Annotated in this window: 12 protein-coding genes, 1 tRNA gene, 1 other RNA gene and 2 pseudogenes; 7 read left to right on the top strand and 9 right to left on the bottom strand. The window is 67.8% G+C overall.

What is annotated here, in order from left to right:
• Positions 1–49 precede the first annotated feature (49 nt).
• Both AC1DHY_RS10190 and AC1DHY_RS10185 read left to right on the top strand, forming a co-directional pair.
• Positions 50–582: pseudogene (locus AC1DHY_RS10190) on the top strand (N-acetyltransferase family protein).
• A gap of 51 nt (positions 583–633) precedes the next feature.
• Positions 634–1,350, top strand: a pseudogene (locus AC1DHY_RS10185) (DsbA family oxidoreductase); the annotation flags it as partial.
• A gap of 38 nt (positions 1,351–1,388) precedes the next feature.
• Here AC1DHY_RS10185 and AC1DHY_RS10180 read toward each other — a convergent pair.
• Positions 1,389–1,658 carry a hypothetical protein gene (locus AC1DHY_RS10180; RefSeq protein WP_476903558.1) on the bottom strand — a complete coding sequence of 90 codons (270 nt, stop codon included), beginning with the start codon at positions 1,656–1,658 and terminating at the stop codon, positions 1,389–1,391.
• 124 nt (positions 1,659–1,782) lie between these two features.
• Positions 1,783–3,408 (bottom strand): MDR family MFS transporter, encoded by a 1,626-nt coding sequence (locus tag AC1DHY_RS10175; protein WP_476903557.1) that lies wholly within the window; start codon positions 3,406–3,408, stop codon positions 1,783–1,785.
• Between the two features lie 177 nt (positions 3,409–3,585).
• On the opposite strand from AC1DHY_RS10175, the gene AC1DHY_RS10170 reads away from it, so the two are divergent.
• The gene (locus AC1DHY_RS10170) at positions 3,586–4,224 is read left to right on the top strand and encodes a TetR/AcrR family transcriptional regulator (RefSeq protein WP_476880393.1); all 639 of its coding nucleotides are present in this window, start codon (positions 3,586–3,588) and stop codon (positions 4,222–4,224) included.
• A 70-nt stretch (positions 4,225–4,294) separates the two neighbouring features.
• On the opposite strand, the gene AC1DHY_RS10165 is transcribed toward AC1DHY_RS10170, so the two are convergent.
• Together AC1DHY_RS10165 and AC1DHY_RS10160 are read right to left on the bottom strand one after the other, a co-directional pair.
• The gene (locus AC1DHY_RS10165; protein ID WP_476880392.1) at positions 4,295–4,975 is read right to left on the bottom strand and encodes a LytR C-terminal domain-containing protein; all 681 of its coding nucleotides are present in this window, start codon (positions 4,973–4,975) and stop codon (positions 4,295–4,297) included.
• Complete coding sequence (locus tag AC1DHY_RS10160; protein WP_232084840.1) at positions 4,968–5,267, bottom strand: type II toxin-antitoxin system VapB family antitoxin; 300 nt, start codon at positions 5,265–5,267, stop codon at positions 4,968–4,970. The genes AC1DHY_RS10165 and AC1DHY_RS10160 overlap by 8 nt, the downstream gene beginning before the upstream one ends.
• 146 nt (positions 5,268–5,413) lie before the next feature.
• Here AC1DHY_RS10160 and AC1DHY_RS10155 point away from each other — a divergent pair, with 146 nt between their 5' ends.
• Together AC1DHY_RS10155 and AC1DHY_RS10150 are read left to right on the top strand one after the other, a co-directional pair.
• Positions 5,414–6,325, top strand: coding sequence for a Cof-type HAD-IIB family hydrolase (locus tag AC1DHY_RS10155; protein ID WP_476880391.1), 912 nt, complete (start codon positions 5,414–5,416; stop codon positions 6,323–6,325).
• Positions 6,326–6,362: 37 nt separating this feature from the next.
• Positions 6,363–8,015, top strand: coding sequence for a stealth family protein (locus tag AC1DHY_RS10150; RefSeq protein ID WP_476903556.1), 1,653 nt, complete (start codon positions 6,363–6,365; stop codon positions 8,013–8,015).
• A gap of 19 nt (positions 8,016–8,034) precedes the next feature.
• Here the strand turns inward: AC1DHY_RS10150 and AC1DHY_RS10145 are convergent, their stop codons facing one another.
• From AC1DHY_RS10145 to AC1DHY_RS10130, 4 genes are all read right to left on the bottom strand, one after another.
• A complete protein-coding gene (locus AC1DHY_RS10145; RefSeq protein WP_476879082.1) occupies positions 8,035–8,979 on the bottom strand; it encodes a phosphodiesterase in 945 nt (314 codons plus the stop codon).
• A 201-nt stretch (positions 8,980–9,180) separates the two neighbouring features.
• Positions 9,181–10,392, bottom strand: a complete 1,212-nt coding sequence (gene fdhA / locus AC1DHY_RS10140) for a formaldehyde dehydrogenase, glutathione-independent (protein ID WP_476879081.1) — start codon at positions 10,390–10,392, stop codon at positions 9,181–9,183.
• Between the two features lie 258 nt (positions 10,393–10,650).
• The gene (locus AC1DHY_RS10135) at positions 10,651–11,136 is read right to left on the bottom strand and encodes a glutathione peroxidase (RefSeq protein WP_476879080.1); all 486 of its coding nucleotides are present in this window, start codon (positions 11,134–11,136) and stop codon (positions 10,651–10,653) included.
• 114 nt (positions 11,137–11,250) lie between these two features.
• On the bottom strand, positions 11,251–12,513 hold the full coding sequence (locus AC1DHY_RS10130) for a M23 family metallopeptidase (RefSeq protein WP_476903555.1): 1,263 nt from the start codon (positions 12,511–12,513) through the stop codon (positions 11,251–11,253).
• 269 nt (positions 12,514–12,782) lie between these two features.
• Here AC1DHY_RS10130 and AC1DHY_RS10125 point away from each other — a divergent pair, with 269 nt between their 5' ends.
• Positions 12,783–13,694 carry an oxygenase MpaB family protein gene (locus AC1DHY_RS10125; protein WP_476879078.1) on the top strand — a complete coding sequence of 304 codons (912 nt, stop codon included), beginning with the start codon at positions 12,783–12,785 and terminating at the stop codon, positions 13,692–13,694.
• 66 nt (positions 13,695–13,760) lie between these two features.
• Here the strand turns inward: AC1DHY_RS10125 and AC1DHY_RS10120 are convergent.
• A tRNA-Ser gene (locus AC1DHY_RS10120) sits at positions 13,761–13,845 on the bottom strand.
• A gap of 495 nt (positions 13,846–14,340) precedes the next feature.
• Between AC1DHY_RS10120 and ffs the strand changes: the two genes are divergently transcribed.
• Positions 14,341–14,437: signal recognition particle sRNA small type (ffs, locus tag AC1DHY_RS10115), an RNA gene on the top strand.
• Positions 14,438–14,443: the final 6 nt, after the last annotated feature.

The raw sequence follows: 14,443 nt of genomic DNA, 5'->3' as shown, positions 1-14,443 counted from the left end.
GCGCTTCACGAACGGCATCCCGGAGGCGGGCAGGACTAGGGTTTTGGGCATGACGCACCTTATCCGGCAAGCCACCGCCGACGACGCCGGCCGGCTGGCCGAGCTGGCCGCCGTCACCTTCCCGCTCGCCTGCCCGCCCGAATCCCGGCCCGAAGACATCGCCGCGCACCTGGCCAACACGCTGAGCGAAACCAGCTTCCGCGGCTCGGCGACCCGGATGTCACGGTGCTGGTCCTCGACGAGGACGGGGAGCTCCGCGGGTACAGCCTGCTGATCGACCGCCCCACCCGGGACGCCGATGTAGCGGCCGCCCTCAGCACCGGTTCCGCCGTAGAGCTAAGCAAGTGCTACGTCCACCCGGACCACCACGGCCTGGGCGCCGCCGCGGAGCTGATGCTGGCCAGCATCGCCGCGGTGCCGGACGGCCGCGGACTCTGGCTGGGGGTGAACAGCCAGAACGCCCGCGCCATCAGGTTCTACGAGAAGTCCGGCTTCCGGAAGGTCGGCACCAAGTCCTTCAGGCTGGGGACCACCGTGGAGCATGACTTCGTGATGGAACGGCCGCCTGTTTCGTCCCCCTGATGCGCGGCTTCCCGGGCAGCCGGGAATGGGCGCGGCGCCGGCGCGGTTGTCACCAGCATGAAGATTGAGATCTGGTCCGATGTGGCCTGCCCCTGGTGCTACATCGGTAAGCGCCGTTTTGAAACCGCCCTCGCGGCGTTCCCGCACCGCGACGCCGTGGAGGTGCAGTGGCGCAGTTTCCAGCTGGATCCGTCCCTCCCGGAACACTACGACGGCACCGAGCTCGATTACCTGAGCACCCGCAAGGGGATGGCTCCGGACCAGGTCGCGGGGATGTTCGACCACGTGGCGGCCCAGGCCAGGGCCGAGGGCCTCAACTACCGTTTCGACACCGTGGTGGTGGCCAACAGTTTCGCCGCCCACCGGCTGATCCACCTCGCTGCCGCCCACGGAAAGCAGGACGCCGCCAAGGAGCGCCTGCTCAGCGACCACTTCGAACACGGCCGCGACATCGGCAGCCGCGAGTACCTCACCTCACTCGGGACCGACCTGGGGATCGACGCCGGGGACCTCGAGGAACTGTTCACGTCCGACACGTACGCCGACGACGTCCGGGAGGACATCGCCGAGGCCCGCGCCCTGGGCGTCAGCGGCGTGCCGTTCTTCGTCATCGACCGCAAGTTCGGGCTCTCCGGCGCCCAGCCCGCCGAAACCTTCAGCGCGGCCCTCGACCAGGCGTGGCAGGAAAGCCACCCGCTGGTTATGGTCGACGCCGGCGCCGCCGATGCTGACAATGGAGCCTGCGGCCCGGACGGCTGCGCCGTCTAAGCCGCCCGGGCTAAGTCCGGGGCCTCCCGGGCCCGGACTTAGCCCGTCTGCGGCAGTCCCGCCGTCGAGCCGGTAGTCGTGTATTTACCGGGCAGCGCACCGGACGGGCACCGGAGAATGTCCAGTGCCTCCAGGTCCAGCAGCTTCCGGGCGCCGGTCCGGGCATCCAGGATCCAGAAGAGCTCCATCAGCGGGATGGTCTGGGTGACGCGTCCCCGGTGGAACAGCTTGCCGTTGTGCCACGCCTCGATCTCGTCCCCGGCGGCCAGCTCCGCGCATGTTCGGATCGGCGTCTCGCTCACGTCCATATCCTGTTCCCTCCCCAGCGGGCCCCGCCGTCGGGGCCCCGTTGGACCCAGCATGCCCGAACGAGGTTTCGGGAGCGTTTCCGGAACATGTTGTTCCTGCGACGTGGCCGGGCTTCCCCTGGAACTATCCCCGGGCGCCACCGGCGGGCACGGCGGCCGGCGACGGGTCGGCGTCGTCCGCGGTGATCAGGATGCTGCCTTCGGCAATCGATTCGGCGAGTACGTCGTGTTCGACGGCGGTGGCCAGCGGCTTCTCCTTGATGAAGCACATCAGCACGGCCGCGGCGAGGGCGAGCGGAACCATCCAGATGAAGATCGGGGTCAGGGCGTCGTTGTAGGAGGAAATGATGGCCTCCTTGAGCGGTGCCGGGAGATGGGCGACGACGGCGGGGGTCAGCGAGTTCGACCCGCCCGGCGTGGCACCGCGGGCCGCGGCGGGAAGCCGTTCGACCAGCAGCCCGGCCAGCCGGCTGGCAAACAGGCTGCCGACGACGGCGGAGCCCAGGGTGGCGCCGATCTGGCGGAAGAAGTTGTTCGACGCGGTAGCGGTGCCCACTTCGCGCAGCGGGAAAGAGTTCTGCACGATCAGCACCATGATCTGCATGCTCAGGCCCAGCCCCAGGCCCATCACGGCGAGGTAGGCGCAGATTTCCCAGAGCGGCGCCTCCGGCGTCAGGGTGGAGAGCAGCACCAGGGCGCCGGCAACCAGCACGCCGCCGGTGATCGGCATCCACTTGTAACGGCCGGTGCGGCTGACCAGCTGGCCGGAAACCACGGAGGCCACCAGCAGGGCGCCCATCATCGGAATCATCAGCAGCCCGGACTCCGTGGCGTTGACGCCGAAAGCCATCTGCAGGTAGGTCGGTAGGTAGCCGATCGCACCGAACATGGCCACACCGATCAGCAGGCCGGACACTGTGGCGAGGTTGAAGTTGAGGTCCTTGAACAGATGCAGCGGGATGATCGGCTCGGCGGTCCGGCTCTCGACCAGCACGAACGCGGCGGCGCTGACAACGGCGCCGGCGATCAGGCCCAGGATGATGGGGTCGGTCCAGTCGTACTTGCTGCCGCCCCAGGTCGCGAACAGCACCAGGCAGGTGGTGGCAATGGCGAGCAGGACCATGCCCCCGAGGTCCAACCGCGGCCGGCCGCTGTGCTTGGGCAGCTTGAGGAAGAAGACGGCTCCGGCCAGGGCAAGGAGGCCCAGCGGAATGTTGATCCAGAACACCCAGCGCCAGCCCGGGCCTTCGGTGAACCAGCCGCCCAGCAGCGGGCCGGCGACCGAGGCGATGGCAAAGACGCCGCCCATCATGCCCATGTACTTGCCGCGTTCGCGGGCCGGAATGACGTCCGCGATCACCGCCTGGGACAGGATCATCAGTCCGCCGCCGCCCAGCCCCTGAATGACGCGGGCAACAATGAGCATGCCCATGTCATTGGCCAGGCCGCCGACGACGGACCCGGCCATAAACAGCAGGATTGCGGCCATCAGCAGGGACTTGCGGCCCATAAGGTCGCCCAGCTTGCCGTAGATCGGCATGGTCACCGTGGAGGCGAGGATGAAGGCGGTGATGACCCAGAGCATGTCGTTGACGCCGTGGAGCTCGCCGACGATGGTGGGCAGCGCCGTGCTGAGCACGGTCTGGTTCAGCGACGCCAGGAGCATCGAGAGCATCAGGCCGACGAAAAGCAAGACAATGTGCTGCTTTTCCCCGGGCCGCCCCGGCGCGGGGGTTGCTGGAGTGGTCATGTCGTCATTCCTTTTTGAGCGGTGGAAGGCAAGAGCGGGAGCGCTGGGGCAGGTCAGGGGTCCCGGTATGGGAAGAATAATTGCACATTCCTTGCATCGATGCAAAATTGCATCGATGCACCGGGTGGTGTCGGTCGACACACGCCTTTTACTGACACATCGCGCTAAAGTGTCCGTATGCCCAGGATTTCGGCCGCGAGCAACGCCGCCCAACGAGCCGAGACCCAGCGCCGCATCCTGACTGCGTTCGGCGAACTGCTCTTCACCCACGGGCTGCCGGGGCTGACCATGACCGACGTCGCCCGGCACGCCCGGATCGGCCGCACGGCTGTCTACAACTACTACGCGGACATCGAAGAGCTCCTGATTGCCTACGCCCTCGACGAGACCGAGCGTTTCCTGGTCGAGCTGCGCGATTCGCTGGCATCGCTGGAGAATCCGGTGGAACGGCTGGCCCTCTACGTGCGGGCCCAGGTGGAGGACCTGAGCCGGCGCCACCTGCCGCCGGGACCGGCCATGGGCGCCGTCCTGTCGCCGGCCTCCTTCGCCAAGCTCGCGGACCACGTGGGCGAGCTCAGCCTCCTGCTGCAGGACATCCTGCGGGAGGGTATGGCCCAGGGGTACCTGCCGCAGACGGACATCACCCAACTGGCGCAGCTCATCCACGGGACCCTGTCCTCCAGCGCCGCCCGGGGTGACGGTGCCGGAGCGGAACCCGACGCCGAGGCCCGGCTGGCCCGGACCGTGCGGTTCGTCCAGTTGGGAGCCGGTGCCAGGTTCGACGGCGACGGCCGCCCGCTCCGCGTCAGCGGTTAAGCGGCACGCCGGGGCCGGTGGCTCAGCGGCATTCCAGCCCGGGCCGGCAGCCGATCAGGGCTTGGGCTGGTCAGGGTTTGGGGCTGGCCGGGACAATCGAGGGCACCACGGGCAGGGACGGGTCCTCGACCACGCGGCGGGTTTCGCGCGGGCAGCTGAGCTTGCCCGGCGTCTGGTCCACGAGCGAGGGCTTGGCCAGGTCCTTGAAGTCCCCGGTCAGGATCACGTCCACGCTCGGGTCGCTCCGGCCGTCCTGGACGTAGTCGGAGCCGGGGAGGTTGCGCTGGACGCTGAACGCCGCGGACTGGCCGGCCGCCCCGGAAACCACCAGCGCCACGCCGCGGTAGCCGGACTCGGTGTTGCCCACCGCACCCACCACAAACTTGCGGGCCGCGAACTGGTCCGCCACCGTGCGGGCCAGTCCCGGCCGGCTCGTGGAGTTGTAGACGTTCAGTTTGATCTTCCCGGGCGGCGTGTAGTTGTACGTCGCATCGGGGCACAGGGACGCGGCAGCCTGGCTGCGCTCCGCCGTAGGGATCTTGATCTGGCCGCTCATGATGGCCAACGCCACCACAATGGCGCCAGCCACCAGGCCGAGCAGGAGCACCAGCACCACGCCGTGCAGGATTCGCCGCCGCATCCGCACCGGGTTCTCCAGCTCGTCGCGCTCCGCAAACGTGGCGCGGAGGTCGGAACCGGTGATGACGTGGTGCCCGTGCAGGACCGAGGGGTCCTGCGGCTTCCTAGCCACTGATGACCAGAACGCGGGCGTGGATCGCGGTGCGCTGGTGCAGGGCCGTGCGGACAGCCCGGTGCAGACCGTCCTCCAGGTACAGCACGCCGCGGAACTCCACAACGTGCGGGAACAGGTCACCGAAGAAGGTGGAGTCCTCGGCCAGCAAGGCCTCGAGGTCAAGGGTACGTTTGGTGGTCACCAGTTCGTCCAGCCGGACCGGGCGCGGCGGCAGGGCGGCCCAGTCCTTGGGCGTGTTGAAACCATGGTCGGGGTACGGGCGTCCCTCGCCCACAGCTTTGAAGATCACCATGCAAGCCTAGGGAAGATCCTGGGCCAGGGGAATCACTGCGGCCACGGCGCCCGAGGTTGTGGCCAAACAGTGATCATCTGTCACGGGCGTCACGAAGCGGCCGCCCTGGGGTGAAGTCCTGCCCCGGCTGAGACAATGAGGGCATGACAGCACCCTCGACTTCCGCCCTGCCGCCGTCGGCCCCGCCGCTGGCCCTGCTGCTTGACGTGGACGGACCGGTGGCGAGCCCGGTGACCCGCACCGTCCAGCCGGGCATCATCGCGGACCTCGTGGCCCTCGCGGCCGCCGGCATTCCGGTCATCTTCAATACCGGCCGGTCGGACGCCTTCATCCGCGAGCAGGTCATGGAGCCGATGATCGCCGCCGGGATGCCGGCCGGCGTCGTTATCCACGCCATCTGCGAAAAGGGCGCCGTCTGGTTCAGCTACACGGCTGCCGGCCCCGGCCCGGTCCACGTGGACCGGGACCTCGCCATTCCGGAGGCGTTCGGGAACGACGTGCGGCGACTGGTGGCCGAGGACTACTCCACCCACATGTTCTTTGACGAGACCAAACGCGCCATGGTTTCCGTGGAGCAGCACATCGCCGTCGCCAATGACGACTACCGCGCGGAACAGGAACTGTTCGACGCCGAGGCCATGGAGCTGATGGGCCGGCACGGTTTGGGGGTGGTCCGGCTGGACCACCATGCGCCAAACAGCGATGACCGGATCGACTACCGCGTCGATCCCACCATCATCTCCACCGACATCGAATCGGTCCGGCTGGGCAAGGACCTCGGCGCCAGCCGGGCGGTGGAACTGCTCGCCGCCGCGGGCATCACCCCGGCCGCCTGGCGGACGGTGGGCGATTCCCGCACCGACTACGCGATGGCGGACTGGCTGCACCACAACGACCACCCTGTGAAGCATGTGGACGTCCGGCCCGCCGACGGCGTCCCGGTGAAGCCGTACGAGGTCCTGACAGCCGCCGACCTCGGGCTTGGGGCCGGGGTCATCCACGACGACGCCGGTGCGGCCTTCCTGCGTCACTGGCGGGATGCCGCGGCCGGCTGAGGTCCTCCCCCCGGGCCGTTTTGCGGCCCGCGATATCATGCAAGTAGGGATTCATCCACTTTTAACGGCACTCAAAACAGCTCGGAGACACGACATTACAGACGCATTGATCCAGGACGAGATTTACTACGGCAGCCAGGCGAGCGAGGACAACCACGCCCACGCCGAGGTCACGTCACCGGCCGCCGTCGCCAGGTTCCGCTCGCGCCCCGACGTGGTCCGCCGGCGCGGCCGGTACGCGCTGATCAATGAAAACCGCACCCCCTACCAGGCCATGGTAGAGGACCTGCTGTTCGTCCGGTCCGTGCTGGCCGGAGCGAACCTGGACTACCTGCTGGTCCGCGGCAACAACGACCGTCCGGTGATCGCGGTGGACTGGAAGAACCGCCGGGAACTGCGCGCCGCCCTGGTTGAGGCCTGCCGGGACGAGCCCTTCTACTCCATGACCGTGGACGCCAAGAAGAAGTCCTCCGTCCTCGTGGCCGACGGGGAACTTTCCCCCAACCGCCAGGCCCGGATTTTCCGGCTCTACCGGCCGCACGTGGAACCCGAAGGCGGGCTCGAGTTCGGCGCGTCGGCCGGCGTCCAGCTCGAACTCTGGAGCTTCGAGGGCGACCAGCTGATCCTGCCGATCGAAAACTCCCTGACCCGGCGGACCCTGCTGGCCCAGGACGCCGTCCGCGGCACTGTCGAGCGCTACGGGCACACCTGGCCCACCATCGAGAACATGTTCGCCGACCACGCCAGCGACATCAGCTTCGACGTCGACATTGTCTTTTCCTGGGTTGACGGCAGCTCCCCGGAGTACATCGCGGCCCGCCGGGCACGGATGGCCGGCGTTGTGGTGGGCGAGGGGGACGACCACGAGGCCCGCTTCCGCCAGATCGACGAGCTCAAATACGCCCTGCGCTCGGTTTACATGTTCGCGCCGTGGATCCGCCGGATCTTCATCGCCACGGACTCCCCCGCCCCGTCCTGGCTCGCGGACCATCCCAGCGTGACCATTGTGCGCAGTGAGGAGTTCTTCGCCGACCCGTCCGTGCTGCCGACGCACAATTCGCAGGCCGTCGAGAGCCAGCTGCACCACATCGAGGGACTGTCGGAGCACTACCTGTATTCCAATGACGACATGTTCTTTGGCCGGGCCGTCCGGCCGGACATGTTCTTCACCCCCGGCGGGATCACCAAGTTCATTGAGGCGGAGACGCGCATCGGCCTGGGCGACAACGACGCCGAGCGCAGCGGCTTCGAGAACGCGGCGCGGGTGAACCGGAAACTGCTGTGGGACCGGTTCGGCCGGATCACCACCCGGCACCTGGAACACACCGCCGCACCGCTCCGGCGCAGTGTGACCGCGAAAATGGAACAGGAATTTCCGGCGGAGTTCGCGAAAACGGCCGCCAGCCGGTTCCGGGCCGCGGACAACATCTCGGTGACCAACTCGTTCTACCATTACTACGCGCTGCTCACGGGCCGGGCCGTCACCCAGACGGCGGCCAAGGTGCGGTATGTGGACACCACGGCGCGGGCGGGCCTGAACTACCTGCCCAAACTGCTGTCCAAGCGGAACATGGACTTCTTCTGCCTCAACGACGGCAGTTTCCCCGAGGTGCAGGCCGAGGAACGCGCCGAGCTGGTCACGGATTTCCTGGAGAAGTACTTCCCGATCAAGGCGCCCTGGGAGCTCTGACCCCGGCGCCGGGCGCGGGCTAGCTGCGGGAGCCAACCCCGCGGCTGCCGGCGGACCTTGAAAGTTCTTCCAGCCGCGCCTGGCCCGGAATGCGGATCCCGGCGGCCGCAATCCGCCGCCGGGCCTCCTCGCCGGTGACGAACTCGCCCACCGGAGGCACGGTGTCGCCCAACTGGACCACGGAATGAACGATTGTGTGCTCGTAGACGTGGACCAGGTTGAACGACTGCCCGCTGTCACGGCCCCTCGTTCCACCCATGGGGACGTTCAGGTCCTGGGTGTAGCAGGTGGCCGACGCGACCGAAACCGGGATGCCGGCGAACGTCGCCGTCGTCGAATAATGCAAGTGGCCGCCGAGGACGGCGCGGACATCGGAGTTCCGCAGGACACCCGCGAGCGCGGCCTGGCCGCGCAGTTCAACCAGCACCGCCAGGTCCAGCACCGAGGGGACCGGCGGGTGGTGCAGCGCCAGGATGGTGCCGTCCGGCGCCGGCGTCGACAGTTCTTCGGCAAGCCATTCCAGCTGCGCGGCGCTCAGCTCGCCGTGGTGGAAGCCCGGTACCGAGGTGTCCAGGGTGATGATCCGCAGCCCGTTGATGAAATCAACGCGGTCCACCGGGGCGTCGTCGGCCGGCTGGTCCAGCAGCCCGGTCCGGAAGTTGGCCCGGTTGTCATGGTTCCCCATCGCCCAGATGATTTTCGCGCCCATGGCCTCGCACGCGGGCTCCACGATGCTGCGGATTTTCGCGTAGGCCTCCGCCTCGCCGCGGTCGGCCAGGTCGCCGGTGAAGACCACAGCCTCGGGGCGCGCGCCGGAGGCACGGACTTCGTCAAACAGTTCCCGCAGCCGGGCGTCGCTATCGACGACGCCGTGCAGCGGGTCCGTGCCGCCCAGCAGATGGGCGTCACTGAAGTGGAGTAGGAAATGACGCGGCCGGGGGTGTTCGGCCTCGATGAGTTCCATCGCTACCTTCTTGGTTGGGTGGAAGCGGTTGCCTCCAGCGTCCCTCTCACATCTATCCAACCAGAGATTCGGTCCGCGATGCGCAAACCCCAGTAGGCATGTTTCCGGCTGGCCGATATTCGGGTACTCCGGCGGACGCATACCTGCCCCGGCATGTGCCGGGTGCGCCCGCCGGAGGTAATTACCCGGCGTTCCCGGCCGTCAGTTCAGGTAGCCGTTCGGGTTGAGCACGTACTTCGTGGCGGCTCCGGCGTCGAACTCGGCGTAGCCCTTCGGGGCGTCCTCCAGGGAGATCGCCTTGGCGTTGACGTTCTTCGCGATGTGGACCTTATCGTGCAGGATCGCCATCATCAGGCCGCGGTTGTACTTCATCACCGGGCACTGTCCGGTGGTGAAGCTCAGCGACTTCGCCCAGCCGGTGCCCAGGCTCAGCGACAGGGCACCCTTCTTGGCGGCCTCGTCCACTCCGCCCGGATCGCCCGTGACGTAGAGCCCCGGAATGCCGAGCGCGCCGCCGGCCGCCGTGAGCTCCATCAGGGAGTTCAGGACCGTCGCCGGCGCCTCCTTGGCATCGTGGCCGTGCCCCTTGGCCTCGAAGCCCACGGCGTCGACGGCGCAGTCAACCTCGGGTACCCCCAGGATCTGCTCGATCTGTTCGGCCGGGCCGCCCTTGGAGAGGTCAACGGTCTCGCAGCCGAAGCTGCGGGCCTGCTTGAGCCGGTCCTCATTCATGTCGCCGACAATGACGACGGCGGCACCCAGCAGCTGGGCGCTGGTGGCCGCCGCGAGCCCGACGGGTCCGGCGCCGGCAACGTACACCGTGGAACCCACACCGACGCCGGCCGTGACGGCACCGTGGAAGCCCGTCGGGAAGATGTCCGAGAGCATGGTCAGGTCCATGATCTTCTCCAGGGCCTGGTCCTTGTCCGGGAACTTCAGCAGGTTCCAGTCCGCGTACGGGACCAGGACGTAGTTGGCCTGGCCGCCCACCCAGCCGCCCATGTCCACATACCCGTAGGCGCTGCCCGGGCGGTCGGGGTTGACGTTCAGGCAGATGCCGGTCTTCCGCTCCTTGCAGTTCCGGCACCGTCCACAGGCGATGTTGAAGGGCACCGAGCAGATGTCCCCCACCTTGATGAATTCGACGTCCGGGCCGACTTCCACCACTTCACCGGTGATTTCGTGGCCGAGGACCAGGTCCGCGGGGGCCGTGGTGCGCCCGCGGACCATGTGCTGGTCCGAGCCGCAGATGTTCGTGGCAACGGTTTTGAGGATTACGCCGTGGCGTACGGAGCGGCCCACGTTGGCGGGGTTAACCCCCGGGCCGTCCTTGAGCTCGAAAGTCGGGTAGTCAATGTCGATCAGCTCGACTTTTCCTGGACCCTTGTAGGCAACGGCTTTGTTTCCTGTCATCACTTTCCTCCTGGTTTCACGGACCCCAATGTTGAGTGCCCAGTTGTGATTCACGAAGCTTCCTGATGCACCCTCCGCAGGCCGTGGCCGGCTGCTCTGCCGGCGGGCAGGGGTGTTTACACCGCAGGTATGCCCGGAACGTCGGAGGGTTTGGCCAGTCTAGGACGTGGGCCTGCGCAGGGGTAGGGCCCCTTGTGCCCTTGCGCGCCCCGGAGCGTCCCCGCCGCCGCGCCCTCGCCGTCGCGCCCTCGCGCCGGCTCAGTCGAGCGCCCGGCGCACGGCCTCAATGATCTCCGGAGCATCCGGCTCTACGGTCGGCGCGAAACGGGCCACGACTTCGCCGTCGCGGTTCACCAGGAACTTCTCGAAGTTCCATTTCACGAGCCCGGGCAGCAGGCCCTTCTTGAATTTGGTCAGCTGCTCGTAAAGCGGGTGCTGGTTCTTGCCGCGAACGTCGGCCTTGGTGGTCAGCGGAAACGTCACGCCGAAGTTGCGTTCGCAGAACTCGGCAATTTCCGCGTCACCGGCTGGCTCCTGTCCGGCGAACTGGTTGCAGGGGATGCCGAGGACGGTGAAGCCTTCCGCCTCGAACTTGTTATGGAGGGCCTGCAGGCCGGTGTACTGGGGCGTGAACCCGCACTGGGAGGCAACGTTCACCACCAGCACCACCTGGCCCCGGAAGCGGTCGAAGTCGGTTTCCGTGCCGTCGTTAAGGGTCAGCGGGATGGAGTGCAGGGTGGTCATGGTGTGGTGTCCTCGCGGGGTTGGGGGCAGAAACAAGTCACAACTGTGCTTCGACACCACGCTACGCCGGTATGGGTCCGTGACGGGGTGGGGTGGGGTGGGTGCGGGCTTGGGCTACGGCGCCGGCGTCGCGGGGGCGGACGTGGCGGGGGCCAACCCGGCCGGCGGCTCCGTGGACGGCGTCTGCTGCAGGAGCGTCCCGGGGGCGGGCGTCGGAACCGGCGCCACCGGGGTGGCCGGGGTAGTCGCCGCCGGTGTCGGGGAAGGCGTGACGGAAGGCAGCGTGGGTGTCACCACCGGGAGGGTCGGCGACGGCGTCGGCGTGGGCGTCACGACCGGCGGGGTGGGGGCGGCTGTCGGCGTCGGCGTCGGCGTCACCGCGGGGGCCGAGGGCGTGGCCGGCGCGCTCGGGGTGGCGGCCGGCGTCGTCGCGGCCGGGGACGGCGTAGCGGTAGGTGAGGGCTTCGCCGTCGTCGTGGTCTCAACTGCGGGAACGTGTTTCTCCTGGACTCCGCCGGTGACTTCCCGGGGATGCTCAGCGGCCACCGGGATGGCCCAGTCAGTGCTCGAACTTCCGGCAGCCGGCTTGCCGGCGTCCGGGGCGTAACTGGTCATCTGGATGTCATCGAGCGGATCAACCTGCCGGGTGGGAAGGAATTTCCAGTCCAGCGGGTTGACGTGCGCGCCGTTGAGGATGGTCTCGAAATGGAGGTGGCACCCGGTGGATGACCCCGTGGTCCCCACCTTGGCGATGACCTCATCCACGCCCACGGACTCGCCCTTCTTTACGGCGATCCCCTGAAGGTGGTTGTAGGTGGTGATCAGGCCGTTGCCGTGGTCGATTTCCACCCGGTTCCCGCCGCCCCAGGGATGCCATCCCACGGCCCGCACCACACCGGCGTCGGCCGAATACACCCGGGTTCCGCACGCGGCCGCGAAATCCTGGCCCCAGTGGAATTCCCCGGCCGTTCCGGTGAGCGGACTGATGCGCAGGCCAAAGGGCGAGGATTCGGTCAAGGATTCGAGGGGGGCCATCAGGAAACCTTTGGGCGGCCGCTCCAAGCCCGCCGACGCGACGCGAAGTTCCACCTTGCCGTCCTTGGACCGGGTCTGGACCGTGGTCCGGTCGAAGGACACCAGGGCATGCCGGTCGGCGGTCAGGGCGGCGGTGCCCCGTCCGGCGCCGCCCGGGTCCCCCGTCACGGGAGCGACGGGGTCAAGGAGACCGGGGCCCACGGTGCCAGAGGCGGCGTCGGATATAGCCTCGGCCGATGAGGAGGCGGGCGCCGGCATCGAATAGTTATCGGGAGCCGGGGACCCAACGAGGAGCAGGACAAAGGCGACGCCGGCGGCTCCCGCAAGAGTGCGGGCAGCCACCCCCGAAGCCCTGGCCTGTCCACGCGTTTGGTTTCCCCAGTGTTTTCCCACGTTGTGACTCCTGCGAAGTTTTTCCGCCGGACCCCAATCTCGGCGGACTCACTCCCCTATGTGACCACAATCGATCCGGTCTGTGAACCTCCGCACGACCCCGGTTTATCGGGCTTCCGGGACCAATCCGCACCACCGCGCGGAAGAGGGGTGGCGCCCCAGTAGTGCCCGCCAAGGAAACACGTACCCGCCCGCGCCGGCCGGGTAAGAATAGGAGTATGCGCAATGTCCTCAGGGAATGGCAGGCGGAACTCAAGCAGACGTTCACCGGAACGCGGGACGCCGTGCCCGATTGGGTGGGACGGCTCGAGGAGGGCGGCGACCCCGGCTTCCACCGCCCCGGTTCCGCTGTCTGGGCCGTGCACGGGGCCATGCCGACCATTGTGGCCGGCATCCGCGCGCTGCTGATGCAGGCGCTGCACCCGGGCGCACTGGCCGGGGTGCACGACCACTCCCGCTTCCGCGAAGACCCCCTTGGCCGGCTGGCCGGGACCATCCGCTGGATCTTTACGGTCACCTACGGGTCGACGGAGGCCGCCCGTGCCGCCTCGGGCTGGGTGCTGCGGCTGCACGAATCTGTGCGCGGAACCTACACTGACGGCCACGGCGTGGAGCGGCCCTACGCGGCCAACGACCCCGAGCTCCTCCGCTGGGTCCACATCGCGTTCACCGACGCGTTCCTGTCCGCGCATAAGCTGTGGGGCCGGCCCATTCCCGGCGGCCCGGACGCGTACGTCCGCGAGTGGGCCCAGGCCGGAACGCTCATGGGGGTCGAATCGCCGCCGCTGGATGAGGCCGGGATGCGCCGGCAGCTGGACCGCTGGTACGACGACGGCGATCTCACCTCGGGGGCGAAAGTCGCCGAGACGGTCGCGTTCATCCGCGATCCCCCGCTGCACCCCGTCCTTCGGCCCGGCTACCGGGTGCTGTTCGCGGCCGCGGTGGCCAGCCTCGAGCCCAAGTACCGGGACATGCTGGGGCTGCGGACCGCGAGGCTGGGGCCTTTCCCGCTGCCGGTGAAGTTGGCAACGCGAGCCACGCTCAGGATCGTCCATCTCGCCCTGGGCCGGATGGGGCCGAGCGAACAGGCAGCACGGACGCGGCTGCGCCGGCTGGGTTACGCGGAGTAGTTGGGGCGGAGTGCCGACCGATCCAGGATGCAAAAAGGCCCCGGTTCAATGAACCGGGGCCAACCGCGGAGAATGGGGGATTTGAACCCCCGAGGGCGTTAACCCAACACGCGTTCCAGGCGTGCGCCATAGGCCGCTAGGCGAATTCTCCAGTTGCTTCTGAATCAAAAGCAGATACTAGACTACCTGAACTTCGCGGCTTCGCCCAATTGAGTCCGCACCCCCTCCGCAACCCACCCCCGGCCCCGCCGCGACGGACATGCCCATCGCCCGACTCCACCAATGGACATAGTCGGTATATGCCCACCCGGTGACCCTAAAAATGGGCATGTCCATCCCATAGCTCCCGGGGCACCGGACATGTTCATCATCCGACTCCACGGATGGACATATTCATCACTCGAGTCGGCGGATGGACATAGTTGGCATATGCCCACCCGCCGGCCCGAAAAATGGGCATGTTCATCCCTGGGCTCCGGAGGCAACGGGCATCTCCACCCGGCGGCCACACGACTGGGCATGTCCATCTCCGACCCCCGGTGCCACGCTTGCCCACTCCACGCCCCGAAAAATGGGCATGTCCATCGAGAAGAATCACCCCGCCCACCCCGATTCGGGGCACGCCCGATCGTCGGGTAAACTACTTGACGGCCCCTCATGTGGCGTCATCCTGTTGAACTCCCCCAGGACCGGAAGGTAGCAAGGGTAAATGGGCTCTGGCGGGTGCATGGGGGGTCTTTTATGTCTGA

Source organism: Arthrobacter sp. 05L44 (assembly GCF_056397605.1).
This window is presented reverse-complemented; position numbering and strand designations above follow the sequence as displayed.

Bases quoted from the DNA above. Each gene is read 5' to 3' on its own strand.
- AC1DHY_RS10180 (WP_476903558.1), bottom strand. From the start codon at position 1,658: ATGGACGTGAGCGAGACGCCGATCCGAACATGCGCGGAGCTGGCCGCC.
- AC1DHY_RS10175 (WP_476903557.1), bottom strand. From the start codon at position 3,408: ATGACCACTCCAGCAACCCCCGCGCCGGGGCGGCCCGGGGAAAAGCAG.
- AC1DHY_RS10170 (WP_476880393.1), top strand. From the start codon at position 3,586: ATGCCCAGGATTTCGGCCGCGAGCAACGCCGCCCAACGAGCCGAGACC.
- AC1DHY_RS10155 (WP_476880391.1), top strand. From the start codon at position 5,414: ATGACAGCACCCTCGACTTCCGCCCTGCCGCCGTCGGCCCCGCCGCTG.
- AC1DHY_RS10150 (WP_476903556.1), top strand. From the start codon at position 6,363: ATGCAAGTAGGGATTCATCCACTTTTAACGGCACTCAAAACAGCTCGG.
- AC1DHY_RS10145 (WP_476879082.1), bottom strand. From the start codon at position 8,979: ATGGAACTCATCGAGGCCGAACACCCCCGGCCGCGTCATTTCCTACTC.
- fdhA (WP_476879081.1), bottom strand. From the start codon at position 10,392: ATGACAGGAAACAAAGCCGTTGCCTACAAGGGTCCAGGAAAAGTCGAG.
- AC1DHY_RS10135 (WP_476879080.1), bottom strand. From the start codon at position 11,136: ATGACCACCCTGCACTCCATCCCGCTGACCCTTAACGACGGCACGGAA.
- AC1DHY_RS10125 (WP_476879078.1), top strand. From the start codon at position 12,783: ATGCGCAATGTCCTCAGGGAATGGCAGGCGGAACTCAAGCAGACGTTC.